Annotated in this window: 15 protein-coding genes; 14 read left to right on the forward strand and 1 reads right to left on the reverse strand. The window is 40.6% G+C overall.

Annotated features, from left to right (window positions below; genetic code table 11):
• The first annotated feature begins 315 nt into the window (after window positions 1–315).
• From hpsA to ftsY, 14 genes are all read left to right on the forward strand, one after another.
• Window positions 316–4857 (forward strand): hormogonium polysaccharide biosynthesis protein HpsA, encoded by a 4542-nt coding sequence (gene hpsA / locus H6G96_RS28295; protein WP_190915762.1) that lies wholly within the window; start codon window positions 316–318, stop codon window positions 4855–4857.
• A 24-nt stretch (window positions 4858–4881) separates the two neighbouring features.
• Entirely contained in the window at window positions 4882–5586 is a 705-nt protein-coding gene (hpsB, locus tag H6G96_RS28300; RefSeq protein ID WP_190915763.1) for a hormogonium polysaccharide secretion pseudopilin HpsB, read from the forward strand.
• 158 nt (window positions 5587–5744) lie between these two features.
• On the forward strand, window positions 5745–6734 hold the full coding sequence (gene hpsC / locus H6G96_RS28305) for a hormogonium polysaccharide secretion pseudopilin HpsC (RefSeq protein ID WP_190915764.1): 990 nt from the start codon (window positions 5745–5747) through the stop codon (window positions 6732–6734).
• 38 nt (window positions 6735–6772) lie between these two features.
• On the forward strand, window positions 6773–7465 hold the full coding sequence (locus H6G96_RS28310) for a prepilin-type N-terminal cleavage/methylation domain-containing protein (RefSeq protein ID WP_190915765.1): 693 nt from the start codon (window positions 6773–6775) through the stop codon (window positions 7463–7465).
• A gap of 192 nt (window positions 7466–7657) precedes the next feature.
• Window positions 7658–8617: a hormogonium polysaccharide biosynthesis glycosyltransferase HpsE gene (gene hpsE / locus H6G96_RS28315; protein ID WP_190915766.1), complete on the forward strand. Its 960-nt coding sequence runs from the start codon at window positions 7658–7660 to the stop codon at window positions 8615–8617.
• 21 nt (window positions 8618–8638) lie between these two features.
• Window positions 8639–9631 carry a hormogonium polysaccharide biosynthesis glycosyltransferase HpsE gene (gene hpsE / locus H6G96_RS28320; protein WP_190915767.1) on the forward strand — a complete coding sequence of 331 codons (993 nt, stop codon included), beginning with the start codon at window positions 8639–8641 and terminating at the stop codon, window positions 9629–9631.
• 2 nt (window positions 9632–9633) lie between these two features.
• Complete coding sequence (locus H6G96_RS28325; RefSeq protein WP_190915768.1) at window positions 9634–10617, forward strand: glycosyltransferase; 984 nt, start codon at window positions 9634–9636, stop codon at window positions 10615–10617.
• A 28-nt stretch (window positions 10618–10645) separates the two neighbouring features.
• Complete coding sequence (locus tag H6G96_RS28330) at window positions 10646–11206, forward strand: type II secretion system protein (RefSeq protein WP_190915769.1); 561 nt, start codon at window positions 10646–10648, stop codon at window positions 11204–11206.
• Window positions 11207–11238: 32 nt separating this feature from the next.
• Entirely contained in the window at window positions 11239–11886 is a 648-nt protein-coding gene (locus tag H6G96_RS28335; RefSeq protein ID WP_190915771.1) for a TIGR04282 family arsenosugar biosynthesis glycosyltransferase, read from the forward strand.
• Between the two features lie 367 nt (window positions 11887–12253).
• Window positions 12254–13096: an HpsJ family protein gene (locus tag H6G96_RS28340; protein WP_190915773.1), complete on the forward strand. Its 843-nt coding sequence runs from the start codon at window positions 12254–12256 to the stop codon at window positions 13094–13096.
• A gap of 90 nt (window positions 13097–13186) precedes the next feature.
• Complete coding sequence (locus H6G96_RS28345; protein WP_190915775.1) at window positions 13187–14095, forward strand: glycosyltransferase family 2 protein; 909 nt, start codon at window positions 13187–13189, stop codon at window positions 14093–14095.
• Window positions 14096–14622: 527 nt separating this feature from the next.
• On the forward strand, window positions 14623–15387 hold the full coding sequence (locus H6G96_RS28350) for a DUF502 domain-containing protein (protein ID WP_190915877.1): 765 nt from the start codon (window positions 14623–14625) through the stop codon (window positions 15385–15387).
• 122 nt (window positions 15388–15509) lie between these two features.
• The gene (gene nusB / locus H6G96_RS28355) at window positions 15510–16151 is read left to right on the forward strand and encodes a transcription antitermination factor NusB (RefSeq protein ID WP_190727859.1); all 642 of its coding nucleotides are present in this window, start codon (window positions 15510–15512) and stop codon (window positions 16149–16151) included.
• Window positions 16152–16361: 210 nt separating this feature from the next.
• The gene (gene ftsY, locus H6G96_RS28360) at window positions 16362–18014 is read left to right on the forward strand and encodes a signal recognition particle-docking protein FtsY (protein WP_190915777.1); all 1653 of its coding nucleotides are present in this window, start codon (window positions 16362–16364) and stop codon (window positions 18012–18014) included.
• Window positions 18015–18313: 299 nt separating this feature from the next.
• On the opposite strand, the gene H6G96_RS28365 is transcribed toward ftsY, so the two are convergent.
• Window positions 18314–18490 carry a hypothetical protein gene (locus H6G96_RS28365; protein WP_190915779.1) on the reverse strand — a complete coding sequence of 59 codons (177 nt, stop codon included), beginning with the start codon at window positions 18488–18490 and terminating at the stop codon, window positions 18314–18316.
• Between the last annotated feature and the right edge of the window lie 538 nt (window positions 18491–19028).

The following is a 19028-nucleotide window of genomic DNA, read 5'->3' on the forward strand; positions in this document are numbered from 1 at the left end:
TGTGGAAATACAGGTTCTGTTTCTGTGACATCAGTATTCCATAGAAGGATAAATTTTATTTCATAAGCAGGCATAAATTAAATAATTCCGATAAGTTCAGTATTTTTCGGTATTAACCACAAAATGAACCCATGATATAAATTGAATAAATCGTATTTGTTAATTTGCTACTGCATTTTTAACAATATTTAAGCAAGGTTAGGTTTCACATCAATAAAAAGTCTCACTTTTAGTTAAAACTTACATAGTAGGCTGAATTAGCTATAAAATCAACATTTTCAAATCTGTAAACAAACACTTGGCAGGGGAGCTTCTATGTCTGTAAGACGCAAGTTATTCAAGGCAGTAATATTTCATTTAAAAAAACTTAGCAGCCAGCTTTTATCTAAAATAAAAAAGCAAATTATTTGGCTATTAAGAACTATTTTTACCACTAATAGAAGACGTGGTACGGCAAATGCTGGGTTTGTTTTGCCAACGGTAGCGATGGTATCTTTAGTTGTTGTACTATTAACAACTGCAATTTTATTTCGCTCTTTTGAACGCTCCAAAAATGCTAGTAATGTTCGAGTAAATGAAGCTGCACTCAATGCTGCAACCCCAGCAATTGACCGCGCTAGAGCTAAATTAAATAAGCTATTCCAAGATGGAAGACTACCGCGAGCTACGCCAACAGATGATGCGTTGTATTCTACTTTTAGCAATAATATAAATGAATATACATTTGGCGATGAAACTCAATTGAAACTGGCTCTAAGTCGAACCGAAACAGATGATACAAAATTTCTAAAAACGGCATGGCAATACCCTGTTGATACTGACAACAACGGCAAATTTGATAGCTACACCCTTTATGGGATTTACTTCAAAAATCCTCCTATAGCAAGTGGTGCATATACCCGTGCTAGAAATTCCTTAGAGGCAAGAACTCCACCAATGACTGCTGCTGGTGTTAATGGAGATTGCGGAGATACTTTAGGCACAAGCGCCACCTTGGTAGGTAGCACTGGCTGGTTTAATATTGGCAATAAGTTAAAAAAAGCATTTTTTGTTTATACTGCCAATGTTCCTATTACTACTGACCCTACAGATATTACTCATTATGAGAAATACAAAGGTAATAAAGGATTCTCTGCCCTAGAGTATCAACAAGACCGCGTGCAACTTTCGCTGGTTAACAATGCTGTTGTTTATGAAGATGACATAGATCTTAGTCCAGGCCCCATCTTCAGATTGAATGGACGAATTTTTACCAATAGTAACTTCATCACTGGTTCACCAACGAATAATATCAAGCTATATCAAGTTAGCAGTAGAGCATCCTGTTACTACGAAGCTGAAAACGCCAAAATTATTGTTGGTGGAAATTTGGGTGCTGGTGGAGTAACAGATACAGGAGATGCATCCAAAGTCACCAAAGTGGATTTATTTAGAAAAGGAGAAGCTACAGATCCTGTTGAAGTAGATTTTGCAAAATCTACTACTCCAGGGTCAAATGAAGCGAATTTGATAGCTTATAATAGCCTTGCCTACGTGCAGCGTATCAATCGCCTAGTTAGCGCCCAAATAGCTAACATTACGAATCCTGATCCAACAGAAGTTACAAACGGTATTCAGCAAGAAAAGACTAAGCTTGGCTTAACAACTTATACCGCAGCAGAAGAAGCTCGACTCCGCCGACAACATCTAGAGCTTTACTTTAAAAAGCGCACCCGTCGCGTACCTTATAAGGAAGTTCCTTCTGGAAGCAGTGAATTAATTGCATTAGGTATATACGCTACAACTTCTCCGCTGCAAGGTAGCAACGATACGCTTCGTCCAATAGATGCTTGGATTTATCCCACTGATCCTACAGATGGAAAAACTGGTACTAATTACACTAAATTGGCACTAAGCATAAGTAATGGCAAGCTTGTACCTGGCGCAACTGAGCCAACTAAACTACAAAAAACTTATGAAGAGAAAGAGCAATCCTTGGGTGACAGGGTTGTAGTTGGTAACAACTTACCTCAACTGTGGTGGGACAGCAGTAAAAATAATTTTGTTGGTCCAAACCCCCAAGATACCCAAAATATTAGTGGTATTACATGGAATGACGGTGATGGAACTCGCACTCGCCGCTCTCGTGTAGAGATATTAGCTGATTTAGGATCTACCGATAGAGACAAAGACTGGGAACTAGCAGCTGCTAAGGTACCAACCAGCGTACAAGACCCTGTTGGTGGGTTAAGAGTAATAACTGGCGCTGGGATTTATTTACCTAAAGATTACACTACCACAGGTGCTACTGGTGATAGCAATTTTGCCATAGTTGCTGCGAATCCTGATGGATTAAATATCTGGTCTGACATGATGCCAGTGAACCCACCAGCTAGTCCAACACAAATTCAGCCTTATTCGAGCTATGGTTCAAATCCAAATATTACATTTACATCGCCCCAACGTGCTGTTCTTACTCCATACCTGCGGATGCGGGCTACAGCAGTTTATCACTACAAAGCAGATAGTTACAACGCACTAACTCCCACACCAATAGCTTGTGTCAGTAGCTATTACGACCCTACTAACAAAAATACAGCGAGGAACAAAGCTACTCCGATTAATTTAGCTGATGTATCCCCTATTAGCGCTAATGATCGTACAGATTCACGCACATCGGCAGCTAACTCGAATAACGGTATAGTTTATGGACCTCCTAATAAGTCTGTGAGTGATTACCAAAATGTACTAAATTACCAAGCCCAATTAAAGTATGAAAATGGACGTTGGGTAAATGAACCACTCAAAAATGCTTTAGCAAAATTAGCTACGGATCGTACTATTGCCGAGCAATCTGCTATTAATGCAGAAATTTGCGCCCTACAAATTTTAGATGGTACTGTTACTGTTGCCAGTACTCCCCCTGTTCCTCACGGTGCTATTCAGGAAACTGCCTTTTTAGACGCAAGACAGATTAAGGCAATTCACAAAGATAATACAATAACTACAACTTTAGAGACCTTCAGGTTTGACGGTGACGCTAATCCTGGGACAGATTACAATCTGGAAAAAAAATACAGACAACCTTTGGAAATTCGCGCGACTGTATTAAATCTCAACTTGCTTCGCACAACCACGATTGGAGGAACAACTCCAGCCCAAGAATACTTACTGCCAAATAGTGGCATTATCTATGCCACTCGTAATGATGCGTTGCCAGATTTGAGCTCAACAGCGATAGATTCAGAGGCCAAAAAGCTAGAAAGTCCAGTGGATTATAAGCTTGATCCAACTCGCCGTCCCAATGCCATTATGCTTGTCAATGGTGAAGAAATCTGGCGCGAACTTAATTATCGAGATGTAGAGAAAGGGTTAATTTTGGCTACTAATTTGCCTGTGTACGTTAAAGGCGACTTTAATAAACACACTCAAGAAGAGTTCGGTACCCCATCGGATACTACTGGCAAACTGGCAGATAATTGGAGCAATTTTTATACTCGTACCAAAGAACAACGCAATCCAAATTTCGCGTGTCGTCCAAATGACCTAAGGCTACTGAACTGTACGACTGGCGATAAGTGGCGACCTGCATCTGTCTTAGCAGATGCCATTACCCTACTTTCTAATAACTTTAGATTGGGCTTCCGTAATGAGGGAGACTATGACTTGAATAATAACTTGGGGATTGTTAATGCCAGTAACCCACGCCCGTCAGGGTACGAATTTAATGCCTATGCTCCAACAGCGACGGCTTCCTATGACAGCGATGGCAATCCCAAAGATCTTGATCCAAATACAAGTGGATTTCAGGGTAGTTCCTACTTCAATAACTTTGTGACACCACTTGTACGACAGATACCATCTGGGTATTATTTAACCGAAGTTTGCACTGTAGCGCCTTCAGTTACTAATCCAAACCCTTGTAGCAACCCTTTTAACTGGACAATTAAGACAGCTTGTGGGGCTGGAGGTGGAAATAATGTATGGGACGGTAACATTATTGGTAAAAATGGAGACCCCACCAGTAATAGTCGATTAAAAACAGGATACGTCGGCGATACTCCAGACTCATGCCTTAATCCCATATACGGAACGAGAATGGCTTTGCAACGTAACACCACAACTGGTCAATTAATTATTCCTGCTAATGTTTTGGCAGTTGATGCAAGTAATAATGTACAGGCATTTCCCCTAGGATCAAAAACATCGCTAGCAGGAACAAACCTAAAGACTGCAACACCTCAAACACTCATCCCCTGGTTACAGCCATCTATAGTTGGTGGTCAGGAAGTCTTTACACCAGTTTTACAATTAGATACACCCTTTGGCATCTCAGATACAACTAATATTGCACCCGGTAATAACAATAATTGGTTGCCAGTAGCTAGCGAAACTACTTTCAATTTAATTGCAGCGGCCGGAGATACCCCAGCTCGTCCTATCGAAGATAACGGTGGTTTACACAACTTTGTGCGCTTCTTAGAAAACTGGAATCCAGACACAGATCCTATTAAAGCCAGGATTAGCGGTTCTTTCATCCAGGTCAAACGGAGTGCCTATGCCACTGCACCATTTAGCACATCGTTATCAACTCAATCCGATGATTATAGATATAGAATTACAGGCAACGACAATAGAACTCCTTTCTATCTAGCTCCAACTAGGCAGTGGGGTTATGATGTAGCGCTACTATCTCAGTCACCTGACTTATTTGCCCAAAAATTAGTGAGCATTCCAGATGATCTGCCAGATGAGTACTTCCGAGAAGTTGGTCGAGATGATACATGGGTGGCAACTTTGTTATGTGCTAAAAAAACCGATGCTAGCAGTAATTATGCAATTGGTGCAAATCAGCGTCCTGCTAGCTGCCAATCATAAAATTTTAGAAGCTGGTGATAAGAAATGATTAAGCGCAAACAACAGCAAAAAAGCCACCTTTATGATGATTCTGGTTTCACTATTATTGAGTCGTTGGTAGCACTACTCGTAGTTGCTATTTTACTAACAGCGATCGCACCAGTAATAGTCCTGGCAACAGCAACGCGAGTTCAGTCTCGACGGGTGGAACTAGCAACTCAAGCGGCAAAAACATTCATTGATGGCATCAGAACTGGAGCTATTACACCGCCAAGTACAGTCATTACACTTGCTGCTGCTACATTAGCTGCGCCCAGACGCGTTTCAGATGTAGCAGGTACACCACCTGTAACAGGTAGCCCAAGTGACTATTTAATTAATACTACAAATATGCTCGTTCCTACAGATGCAACTACTTTATATTGCTTTAAGAACGGTAGCATTTCTAATCCAGACTGTAGTAGCAATACTGGCAATTCATTTTATATCCAGGCTAGTCGAATTGTTGTTCAAAGTGCTGGGGTGAACGATGGCTATCGTCTGGGAATTAGGGTTTATCGAGCAGATGCTGACTTTCCCTTAATAGCCAGCACTCTTGATACTAAAAACACACAAACACCTTTTACTGGTGGATTAGGTAACCGCAAAGCACCATTAATTGAAATGACAACTGACATTGCCAACAGTACGACTTCATTTCAGGCTTTATGCAGGCGGCTGGGCATTGCGACAAATCAAACTTGCCAATAAAAAACTGGGCAAATTCACATTAGACATCTGGTAAAAAGTACCTAGGCAGAATTCATGAATTCTGCCTACCAAGGATAAGGATTTCGGGCAACGCATAATTTCTGGAGATGTCCATTATGCGATCACTGTGCATCTATTAGCAAAGAGAATACCGGGGTATGATAAGGACACTAAAATTTCTGCTCAGTAACCAGTTGAAGCGCTCCAAAGGCATCCAGCAAGTTGATGGTTTTACGCTAATTGAATTGTTGGTAGCCATGATCCTGGCATTCCTCATCATCACACCGTTACTTGGCTTCATGATCAGTATTCTGAACACAGATCGACAGGAGCAAGCCAAGGCAAATTCTGAGCAAGAAATTCAAGCTGCGCTGGATTATATTGCCCGTGATTTACAGCAGGCAATCTATATTTATGATGCTACTGGAATTGGTTGTCTAACCGGTACTGCTGATACAATTACTTGCCCAAATGCAGGTACAACTGGGAATCAACTACCTAACCCAACTGCAACAGATAGAGTTCCTATTCTTGTCTTTTGGAAACGAGAATTAGTTAGTCAAGCAATTACAGTTGGTACTCAACAAGATGATACTTTTGTTTACTCATTAGTTGCCTACTATTTAACTAAAGACACTAGTACTACTTGGTCTAATGCTGCTCGTATTGCCCGATGGCAAATTAGAGACGGTGTACCAGATTCCAGCAATACACAAACTTGTGGCAAATATCTAATCGGTCATTGTCCTAGTCCAGGTTTTGCTTTATTTAAGCTTGATGGAATAGGCACGATAACACAAAAGATGAATAGTTGGACAAAAGCTACAGCAAGTTACACTGCTGATACCACAGTACTTGTTGACTTTATTGATCAAACCAAAACTGACGACGTACCAGAAACGCCATCGGCTAACTGCTCTCCTACCAGCGTACCAACCTCTTTCAATACTCGTGATACATATAAAATGACTGGTTTTTATGCCTGTGTTGATCGAGTTAACACAACAGCACAAGTGTTTATACGAGGCAACGCACTTGCTCGTATGGAAAACGACTCAAATAGAATAAAATACGCTGATAGCAAAAAAACTTATTTTCCGACTGCAAGCATACGAGTACAGGGACGCGGATACTTATTTACCAAGTAAATGCTGGAATTCAAAGCATTAATCAATGGCAGCTAATTATGGGAAAGTTAAGTTTGAGATTATTGCAACTAATCCACAGGAATGCAAAAAGCAAGCAGCCATGTTTAGTTAATAACCTACACTACGCCTCTGGATACACCCAACAGGATGCTGGTTTTAGCTTGCTAGAATTAATTGTAGTAATGGTGATGATAGGAATTCTATCTGCGATCGCAGCTCCTGGTTGGCTTGCCTTTGTGAATCGACAGCGAGTAAATAAGGCGAATGATGCCGTTTTAGCTGCACTGCAAGAAGCACAGCGCGAAGCTAAAAAGACAAAACTTAGCTACAGTGTCAGCTTTCAGAAAAATAGCACAACTCAAAATGTAGAGGTTGCTATTTATCGTACCGATATTGGGATCAGTAATTGGAAACCTTTAGGGGCAGATGTGGGAGCCGATTCTGATAAATTTCTGCTAGGTGCGAATCTCACTAGCCAAAACACTGCTGGTTCATCTGTATCTTACACTTTAAGTGCATCAACAAAAATTACCTTTGACTATATGGGTATTTTACCCAATGCAAACTTTGGAACAGCTACAGCCCCTTCGACAGAACCACCTGGGTTAAAAATAGTGGTAGCTGTACCAAGCTCTACAAATTCTACATTGGCTAGTAGCGTAAAACGATGCGTGATTGTGAAAACTCTTTTAGGCTCAATGCTCACAGCAAAAGACGATGAATGCAATTAAGTAGCTTAAGTAACAAATTCAATCAAAAAATACGTAATAAGACTGTATATAAAACTGCACGTTAATAGCAAAATTAAAACATCATGTGCAGTTTTAATGTTTGATAAGTTTATTTAAGAGCTACTGATAAATTAGCCATTGGTTCAACATATAAAATAAAAAGACTCTTAATCAAAATGTAACTTTAGTCAAATGAGTGAAAACCTTGACTTTACTGTAGCTATCCCAACTTACAACGGTGAAAGTCGTTTGCCTGAACTACTGGAGCGCCTACAAAACCAACTTTACACCGAAAATTTATCTTGGGAAATTATAGTTGTAGACAATAACAGCACTGATAACACAGCTAAAGTTATTCAAACCTACCAAAAAAATTGGCAGTGTCCTTACCCTTTAAAATATTGCTTTGAAGGGCAACAGGGAGCAGCTTATGCCCGAAAAAAGGCAGTTGCAGAAGCTAAAGGTAAATTCATCGGTTTTCTAGATGATGACAACTACCCAGTATCTAATTGGGTATCCGCAGCTTATACCTTTGGTGAAAAGTATGCCAAAGCAGGAGCTTATGGTAGCCAAATTCACCCTGACTGGGAAGTAGAACCACCAGAAAACTTTCAGCGAATTGCTCCATTCTTGGCAATTACAGAGCGGGGTAATTTGCCATTATTATATGAAGCAGCCAAAAAATTGCTACCACCCTCAGCCGGACTTGTTGTCCGTAGACAAGCTTGGTTAGAAAGCGTACCAGAAAAGTCTATTTTAACTGGTAGAGTTAAAGGCAATATGCTTACCAGTGAAGACTTAGAAATGTTGGCTTACATCCAAAGAGCAGGATGGGAAATTTGGTATAACCCCGAAATGGAAATTTTTCATAAAATACCAAATTCTCGGTTACAAAAAGATTATTTAATTCCGTTTTTCAGAGGCATTGGACTTAGCCGTTATGTAACTAGAATGATTAACATAAAACAGGTATATAGACCATTTGCTCTTTTATCTTATATGGTCAATGACATACGTAAAATAGTTTTACACCTACTCAAATATCGAACTAAGCTAAAAGATGATTTGGTAGCTGCTTGCGAAATGGAACTGTTTTTAAGTAGTTTAATTAGTCCTTTTTATCTTTGGAAAAATGGATACTTTAAAAAATAAATTATCAAAAAGTTAGTTATTATGACCGAATTAGCAGTTGAAAGTTTAGATATTAGCGTAGCCATTCCTGCATATAACGGAGCAACCCGTTTACCAAAACTTTTAGATAAGCTATTGACCCAGACAGGTGTAGAAAAATTTAGCTGGGAAATTATTATTGTAGATAATAATAGTTCTGATAATACATTGGAAATAATTCAGAATTACCAAAAAATATATGATGGAAAGTGTCATTTAAGATATTTTTTAGAAACGGAACAGGGAGCCGCTTTTGCACGGTTGCGGGCAGTACGTGAAGCCAAAGGTGAGCTAATAGCATTTTTAGATGATGATAACTTACCTGCTCCTGATTGGTTAGCCGAAGCATATACATTTGGATTGGAGCATTCTCAAGCAGGTGCTTGGAGTGGACAGATTCATGGTGATTTTGAAGTAAAACCGCCAGAAAAGTTTGAAAGAATTCAAGCTTTTTTAGCTATCAGAGAACATGGGCCGAATCCACATTTATTTGATGCAGAGAATTTAAGACTTCCTCCTGGTGCGGCGCTTGTTGTCAGAAAAAAAGTATGGCGCGAAAATGTACCACAACGACCTACTTTAAGCGGGAAGTTACCTGGTATTTTGGTGCAGGGTGATGACTATGAACCATTACTTTACATACATTATGGAGGTTGGCAAATTTGGTATAACCCTACCATGCACACTTATCATCAAATACCACATTGGCGGCTTGAAAGAGATTACTTACTAACTCTGGCACGGGGCTGTGGTTTGTGTATTTTCCAGTTACGCTTGATAAATACTAAAAATTGGCAAAAACCAATAGTCTTTATAAAAACTATTTTAGGTAATTTACGGCGAGTATTACAGCACCTTATTCAGTATAGAGGGGAATTGAAAAGTAATCTAATCGCACTTTTTGAGATGGAGTTTTATTTGGCTAGTATGATGAGTCCTATTTACTACTTAAAATGTAATTTACGTAGAGTACTAAAAAATAAAATGGCTCTATAAATATGATTACAATTAGCGAAAAGTTACCAAAAATTTCTGTAATTATCCCTGCCTATAATAGTGAAAAGACTATTGCCCACACAATTCAATCTGTTCTAAATCAAACTTTTACTGATCTAGAATTAATTGTAATTAATGATGGTTCACAAGACTCAACATTAGAAATTGTTACACAAATCAAAGACCCACGAATAAAGGTATTTTCCTATTCTAATGCTGGCGGTAACGTCAGCCGTAACCGAGGGCTACAGCGTGCAGTTGGAGAATTTGTTAGTTTCTTAGATGCAGATGATCTTTGGACACCTGATAAACTTCAGTCTCAGTTAAAGGCTTTGCAAGAAAACGTTACTGCAAAAGTTGCTTACAGTTGGACTGATTATATTAATACAAATGGTGAATTTATACTTTCAGGCAAGCGGGTTAATGTAAATGGAAATGTTTATGAAAATTTATTACTAAATAACTTTTTAGAGAATGGTTCCAATCCTTTAATTTGTAGAAAATCTTTAATTACATTAAATGGCTTTGACGAATCTCTTAGTGCGGCTCAGGATTGGGATATGTGGCTGCGATTAGCCTCTAAGTTTGATTTTATATGTGTACCATCTGTACAAATCTTATATCGCATAAGTACTAATTCAGTTTCTTGCAATCTTGCCAGGCAGGAAAAATCTTGCTTGCAAGTGCTTGAAAAAGCTTACAAGGAAAGACCTTCCGCACTAAAGCATAGTTGGAATGTAAGTTTGGCAAATTTGTACAAATACTTGGTCTGCAAAGCTCTACAAAAGCCGTTGAATAGACAAAAAGGTTTAACATCTGCCATATTTTTATGGAAGTATTTCCTTCATGACCCCTCAAGACTTCAGAATATAAATTTCACCTTAAAACTGTTACTTAAAATTGTCATAATCCTTATCCTGCCTACCTTGCTAGACAGTATTACTAACCTAAGAAGGCAAAAAATTGAAACACTGTTCAACGGCTAGGTAGTTGAAAAGCAACCAGAAGACCAAAATGGATACCAGGGTGCATTTACCGTCTCGAATTAATGCAAAAAATCTTTTGAATAAGCACTCTAGTAGTGGTTTTACACTATTAGAAACTTTAGCAGTTATTTCATTAATTGGTATTTTAGCTACACTGGCAATACCCAACTGGCTAGCTTTTGTGCAGACTCGCCGTCTCAACACTGCCCAAAACGAAATTCACCTTGCTATGCAGCAAGCTCGAAGCCAAGCCACTAAAGAAAAGCTGACTTGGCAAGTCAGCATTCGTGAGCAAAACGGCATTGTTCAATGGGCGATTCATGCTGCTACAGTAAACCCATCTGCTGCTAATTGGAACAACCTAGATTCCAGTGTGCGCTTAGATTCTGAGACTACTTTGCAACTGTCAAATGACATACGCAAAGTTCTATTTGACTACAAAGGTAATGCTCAAAATCTAGGACGGATAACGTTATCAAGTAGGTCTGGTGGTAAAGTTAAGCGTTGTGTTATTATTTCAACGATTTTAGGAACAATGCGAACTGCAAAGGAAAATACTACAACCGATGACGGCAAGTATTGCTATTAAGATATTTTTAGTTCACTCAAATAAGGTATTGCGTGCTGAACTTACCAGCAAATCGAAAACAGCACCTGATTATTTTTACTCGCTATCCAGAACCAGGGAAGACTAAAACCCGACTTATTCCTGCTTTGGGAACTGTTGGTGCTGCCAACCTTCAACGGGAAATGACTGAACATACAATATTTCAGGTTCAAGAATTGCAAAAAGTCATTGCCATATCTGTGGAAGTGCGGTTTGCAGGTGGCGATTTGCAACTTATGCAAAACTGGTTAGGGTTGGATTTAGTTTACCAGTTTCAAGGTGAAGGGAATCTAGGCTCGCGGATGGCGCGATCGCTTTTCGATGCCTTTCAATCTGGTGCAGAAAATGTAATTATCATCGGTACAGATTGTCCTGGAGTCAATGCCCAGATTCTAGCTACAGCCTTTGAAAAGTTACACACCTCTGATCTGGTACTTGGCCCTGCGATCGATGGTGGATATTACTTAATTGGTTTGCGCCAACCCATCCCGGAGTTATTCGTTAACATCGAGTGGGGAACTGCTCAAGTATTCCAGAAAACCGTGGATATTGCCCAGAAACTGAATTTATCACATATAAACTTGTTGCCTCTTGCCGATGTTGACCGACCGGAGGATCTGCCGATTTGGGAACAAGCCCTTGCAGGGGAGATAGAAAAATGAGGAGATAAGGAAGATATAGCAATTTTTGTATGGATGCAAAATACGCTACAGGCGCACAGCTAATTGTATGACCCGACAAAAGGCCCGTATTACAACCGACTGAAAACTGCAATAAGGGAGATCGGGTAATTAATCAGTCTTTTTTTACTACCCCGCATTAGCTTCGTATCTTCAAATACCAGGAATTTCCTGAAGACACTCTACATAACAAATGCTACTGTGGCCTAGTTGAAAACCAAGAGGCAGATAGCCTTTAACAGTATTGAATCTGCTTTGTGTTTCTACACAAAAGTTACCATCATGGGCACAATATTCAAGTAGCTTGAAATATGAAAATCACTCGTATTCACCGCCAGTTTGAAAAATTATGGTTAACCGTTTTCCTTCCATGACTACTGCCCTTACACTTAAAGTAGTTGGAATAATCTGCATTTTGTCCTTTTTCGTTGACTTTTTTATTCTATTGTTACCCTTTCAACCAACTGATCGGGTATGGCAAATCAACTTGGCAACAGCGGTAGTTGATCGGGGAATTGTTCCTTTAGTAGGTTTGGGACTTCTATTTGCTGCCTATTGGATTGATAGTACTGATGCAGGAGGTGATCGCCCTCAAGGTATCGATTTAAGATTTCCTGCTGTGATCCTCTCAAGTATTTTAGGGTTGATGTTTTTGCTGATTTTTCCCCTACACCTCAATAACGTCAATCAAGCTAAGACTCAAACACTCAATCGAATCACCCAAGAAGCAGATCAGGCAGAAAATCAACTGAACGCTCGGTTATCACAATTGCAAGCACAATTGAATACTGAGCAAGGAAAAGCTCAACTAGAGCAACTGCGAAACCAAACTAAAGCTCAGTTTAGTGAAATCCTTAAGGATGACCAAAGATATAAGCAAGCACTTGAAAGTCCTCAAATTCCTGCAAATATCAAAGATTTGTTGAGGAAGGCTAAAACAGATCCCCAAGCACTTAACACAGCTATCGAACAACAAACAGATATTAAGACGCTGCAAAGTCAACAACTAAGCCAAGTTCGCCAGCGCAGAGACGAAGCACAGCAACAAGCTAGAGATAATGCTTGGAAGTCTGGACTGCGGATTGGGATTAGCAGTTTGCTGTTGTCTATTGGTTACATTATCATCGGCTGGACAGGCTTAAAAGGCAGGGGTGCTGTACAAGGTGGTAAACCTAGAGCTACTACACGCTAATCCTTTTAGGAGTGGGAAGTAAAGAAGAATAACTTCTAACTTCTAACTCCTAACTCCTAACTTTTAACTTTTAACTATAAAACTTGGGTAATGTTCTCAATTTACATACTGACATATAACGAAGAACTAGATATTGCTGCTTGTATCGAATCGGCGATGCTATCGGATGACATAATTGTTGTGGATTCATGCAGTAGCGATCGCACTGTAGAAATCGCTAGTCGCTATCCCATCCGCGTCGTCCAACACGCTTTTGAAAGCCACGGACGCCAACGCACCTGGATGTTAGAGTCTATCCCTCCAAAGCACGAATGGGTTTATATTCTTGAAGCTGACGAGCGCATGACACCAGAACTATTCGCGGAATGCGAAAAGGTAAGTCAGAATCCAGATTACATCGGTTACTACGTGGCTGAACGTGTCATGTTCATGAATCATTGGATTCGCTACAGCACACAGTATCCCCGTTACCAAATGCGCCTCTTTTGCCACGGTAAAGTCTGGTTTACAGACTACGGTCATACTGAGCGGGAAGTTTGTGAGGGTGCAACTAGCTTTTTAAAAGAAACATACCCACACTACACTTGTAGCAAAGGTTTGAACCGTTGGATTGACAAGCATAACCGTTATTCTACAGATGAAGCTCAAGAAACGCTGTATCAGCTAGAACAAGGAAAAGTTAACTGGCGAGATTTATTCTTTGGCAAATCGGAAGTCGAAAAACGCCGCGCCTTGAAAGATTTGTCTTTGCGTTTACCCGCCAGACCATTGCTACGGTTTATATATATGTATTTTATCTTAGGCGGGTGTTTAGATGGACGCGCCGGACTTGCTTGGTGTACATTGCAGGCATTCTACGAATACCTGATTTTGCTCAAAGTCTGGGAAATGAAGTATCTACCAAAACCTAATTTAGACACAACGGCAATTCTGGCACAAGAGAGTACACAACAGGTGCAGTGTGCTGATTCTGAAACAACACAGGCTGATGTGGCGTGAAAGAGATTGGAGATTAGAAGGAATCCCAGTAAAATCAACAAGCAGCGATTGGAGGGTACGCGATCGCAAAATCAGAATTCAGAAGTAGGGACGCACAGTTAGCTACGCGTCCCTATCGCGTTTTCCACGTTAAACACCATAATAAATTAATATTTTTAACAGAGCATTTCATAAAAGCCGCACCTGCTCAAATGTCAGTGACTGACCAAATAAAATAATTCTTCTCTTTATCGGCTCTGACTTTTACAATCACGAGCAGCTTTTGATTGAGCGCGGTAGATTAGTAATACCCAAGAGACTTGCAACAATGATTTACAAGTCTTACAAAGAAAAGTAACATCCTTTGAGAATAACCAGTCGGCATTGGATTGGTTAATGTCTATGTGTATGCTTGTAGGAAAATAGCTGATTTCCAGCAACAAGTACGTGTTTTTGCGGCGGCAGCCAAGCTGCTAGCGTTTTGGACAGTTACTTGCGGTAGAAACTGCCTAAAGTTAAAGTCTTCGGAATTTGACGAATCTGCTGGTATGAATACCAATAACAAAAGTTCCTCTAGCTTAAAACAGGAGAATCGGGGCTTGGTAATCGATCGCCTAAAACAGGACTTAAAAAACGACCTGATCGCTGGTTTGTTGGTAGTAATTCCCCTTGCAACCACTATTTGGCTAACGATTACCATTGCTACTTGGGTAATCAACTTCCTCACCCAAATCCCCAAACAACTAAATCCCTTTGATGGGTTAAATCCATTCTTGGTAAATCTACTGAATCTATTGGTAGGTTTAGCTGTACCACTACTAAGCATCTTATTGATGGGCTTGATGGCTCGGAATATTGCTGGTAGGTGGTTGTTAGATTTTGGTGAGCGATTTTTACAGGCAATTCCTTTAGCAGGACAGGTATACAAAACGCTAAAACAGCTTTTAGAAACAATATTAAAAGATTCTAATGGCAAGTTTCGTCGGGTAATTTTGGTAGAGTATCCCCGTCGAGGCATTTGGGCGATCGCTTTTGTCACTGGTGTAATCAGCAGTGATATCCAAGCCCAAATGTCTCGCCCCGTGCTAAGTGTTTTTATACCCACCACCCCGAATCCGACTACTGGATGGTACGCAGTCGTTCCTGAAGACGAGGTGGTAAACCTCTCCATATCAATTGAAGACGCTTTTAAAATAGTTGTATCAGGTGGGATTGTCGCCCCCAATACGCCCTTACTTTTCCCCAAAGAGTCCACACTAGAAATAAAACACGACGAAATCAAGCAGCAGGTTATTCCCGTTGAAGAAACTTAAAATCAATCTGGCAAAGTCACAAGCAAATGCGTAATGTTGTTGTTTGACTGTGCCAAAATTGATAGAATTATAAGTTTGTCCTGCCTAGTTAATCAGTTCTTGCACAATCACCCCTCAGTTTTATGCAACCTCGTAAACCCCAGCAAATTGCTCGTGAATTGGCGCTTTTAAGCCTTAGCCAATTGCCAGTAAACCCCAAAAAATTAGATAAATTGGAAGATGATCAACTAGTATCTAAGTTGGTGCTAGGAGCAGTACGCACTCTGACTTCAGAAGTGCAAGATACCCTCGATAATGCCGCAGGTGAACTGCAACGCAGTAATGACCGCCTTTTAAGTAGCCAAACTCGAGCCTCTGACCTCAATTCTGCTCGAACAATGCTCCAAGAAGCGATCGCCTGTACCCAGACAGCAATCAATCAGTTGGGTACAGCAATGGATTTCCCAGTATTGATTCAGCTAGCGAATCAGGATAAGGGAGTTCGTAATTACGCTAAAGAGCTTGTGATTACCGTCAACGAAAATCGACACATCATAGATGAACTCATTTCTACTGCCTTAGTAGATTGGCAAGTAACTCGCCTCGCCCAAATTGACCGCGATATCCTGCAAATCGCTGTGGCAGAAATGAAGTTTTTGGGAGTTCCAGACAGCATTGCCATCAACGAAGCCGTAGAGTTAGCCAAGCGCTACAGTGGAGACGATGGTCACCGATTTATTAACGGTGTTTTGCGCCGAGTTATTGAGCAGAAAAAAACAGCATAATTCTTACTATTGCCGTGGAGAAAAGTCTGTAGCCGCTTCTGCGGCTTCCTCCGAGCGAACGTTCAAAGCGAAGCTCCTGTTATAGCGATTCTTTTCAAAGTAGCGTTGAAAGGTGAGGATAACCGGGAAGTTTTCACCACAAGAAAAAGTGCAAACTTAAATTAAACTCATAACTTATAACTTATAATTCATAGAACTAATACTGCTGCAATGGTTTTTAATTGGTTCCGTCGTAAATATAACGATTCCTCTGAGACTCCCTCTGATAAAAAACAGGAAGAAACTCCTCCTGCACAAGAACCCCAACCAGAGCCAGCCGAAACGTCAACACCAACTGCTGAAACTGCACCAGACTTGTTAGCGTTTGCTAAAGCTGCCTACAAAAATATTCAGCAAAAACAACAAGTCGAGGTAGTAGAAACTCCGCCTGATTCAGCCGATAACTCAGCAGAACCTGAAACCGTAGAAACGGCAATTACGGAAATCACTGAACCAGAAACAACTGAGGAACCTGTTAGTACAACCCCAGAAACAGCACCTCCAGAAGTTATTCAAGCTGCTACTGAGGAAGAAAGCACAGAAGATTCCTTAGTAGCAGCAATTGCTGAAGTTCCAGATGTTGAAAGCCCAGAAATAACGACAAGTGAAACTGAACCAACATCTATTGAAACACTAGTTACGCTAGAGGCAACACAGCCAACAGCACCAGCCACCTCATCCTTCTTACAACGAGCAGCAGCAGAACGCCAAGCCAAGCTGGAACAACTAATAGCCACCGCGATTGAAGTCCCAGAACCGGAGGTAGTACAGCCGGTAGCTGCAACCTTGGAGACAGGAGAGGAAATTCCCGGACTGGTATTTGATGATGGATTTGTCTGGTCAGCGAAAGTTTTAGCAGCTCAAGGTAGAAGTCCAGAAGACGTTTCTATTGAAGAAATTACCTGGCTGAAAAAGCTCCGGCAAGGGTTAGACAAAACTCGGCGGAGTATTCTCAACCAACTGAAGGCGATCGTTGGTCAAGGGCCGCTTAACCAAGCTGCTGTCACGGAAATAGAGGCATTGCTCCTGCAAGCTGATGTGGGTGTAGAGGCGACGGACTTTATTATTAATGCCCTACAGACAAAACTTCGAGAAGAAGTTACTGCACCTGAAGAAGCGATCGCTTATCTGAAAAAAATCCTCCGGGATATGCTAGATGCACCAAGCATTGCATCCCAAAAAACTAGCTTTACCCCAGAAAAAGAAATCCTGAATATTTGGTTAATCACTGGGGTGAATGGTGCCGGTAAAACCACTACCATCGGCAAAATTGCCCACTTGGGACAAAAATCTGGTTATAAATGCTTGATTGGCGCAGCAGACACCTTCCGCGCCGCCGCCGTCGAACAGGTGAAAGTTTGGGGTAGTAGAAGTGGTGTAGAAGTAATTGCCAATCCGGGAAAGAATACAGATCCGGCAGCAGTTGTATTTGATGCGATCGCAGCCGCTCAAGCGCGGCAAACAGAATTACTTCTAGTAGATACAGCTGGGCGACTGCAAAACAAGAAAAATTTAATGGACGAACTCGGAAAAATCCGGCGAATTATCGACAAAAAAGCCCCAAATGCGAAAGTAGAATCTCTTTTAGTTCTAGATGCCACTTTAGGTCAAAATGGACTGCGGCAAGCCGAAGTTTTCTCCCAAGCTGCCCAACTAAGTGGCGTTGTCTTAACCAAGCTAGATGGCACTGCCAAAGGCGGTGTTGCCCTTGCCGTTGTGCAACAGTTAGGTTTACCCATTCGCTTTATTGGTGCTGGCGAAGGAATTGAAGATTTGCGTCCCTTTTCTAGCTATGAGTTTGTCGAAGCTCTATTAAGCGGCTAATTGGGAGTTAAATGTTTTTTCTTGACAAATAATAAATTTAGGGATAATTGATCTGGTATTATCACTTGAACTAATTAAAAAGAAAAGACTAGAAACAGATCAAGTTCTATAAATCATGAGTTTGTCAGCATAAATGGGTAACTTTTGTTAAAATCTCAAACTAATGCCCTTTTTTCACGCTCTGAATGGGCATTTAGTTGCAACACGCAAAACTCCGGAAGCTTCCATTTTGTAGCAATTTAAAGGGCAAGCAAGACGCTCACCCCCACAAATACAACTATTGGAGGATGGACAGCAGTCTAACGGTGAGCAATGCGTAGGGGAGCCAGCGCGGATGAATCCAGCACTGTGGAAGGTTTTGCCTCCACAGGTTGGTTGTGTTGACTATAGCGACTTGTAGTCCTCGCTTTGCGAACAGCAAGCGCAGGGGCAACTACAGGAGAAGGAACTGCGTTCGGGAGTTGGGAGAGCTGCACACTGCACGTAATTTACTTAAAAGTAGGAGTACGAGCTTCATCTGTTTGCCCAGCGCCGACATTAAGAAAAGGACGGCTTTCGACATCATCACTTCAGAAAATCGTCCACTGTGGACTTAAAAAGTGAATTGGTGTAAGTAAGCTGATTCAACACTCTCAGGTGTATTTTCAGTTCCTATTTGCAAAAGTATCTACAAATATTTTCTGTAGTCAATCTAAAGGTTTTAACTCTGATGGTTAAACTAAAACCCTCTTTCTCGCTTTTAACTTAAACTTCTTGGAGGATATTTTTTTAGATTTAGTGTCATCTCTTCTATTCATATCTTACACTTACCAAATGACTCCTCCTAAAATCCAATACAGATTAATGGTTTGAGTCTGTTACTGCTAACTTAAAAGATTGGGTTATCTCACTTGTATTCCGTTTTAATGGGTTGAATTGCATATTCGGCAACTCAAAACGAGAAATTCAAAATTAAAAGCTCAATCTTGGCGATTATCCCGGCAATTATGGTATACAAATTAAGTATTTGAATGC

Source organism: Nostoc sp. FACHB-892 (assembly GCF_014698795.1).
Taxonomy (GTDB): Bacteria; Cyanobacteriota; Cyanobacteriia; order Cyanobacteriales; family Nostocaceae; genus Nostoc.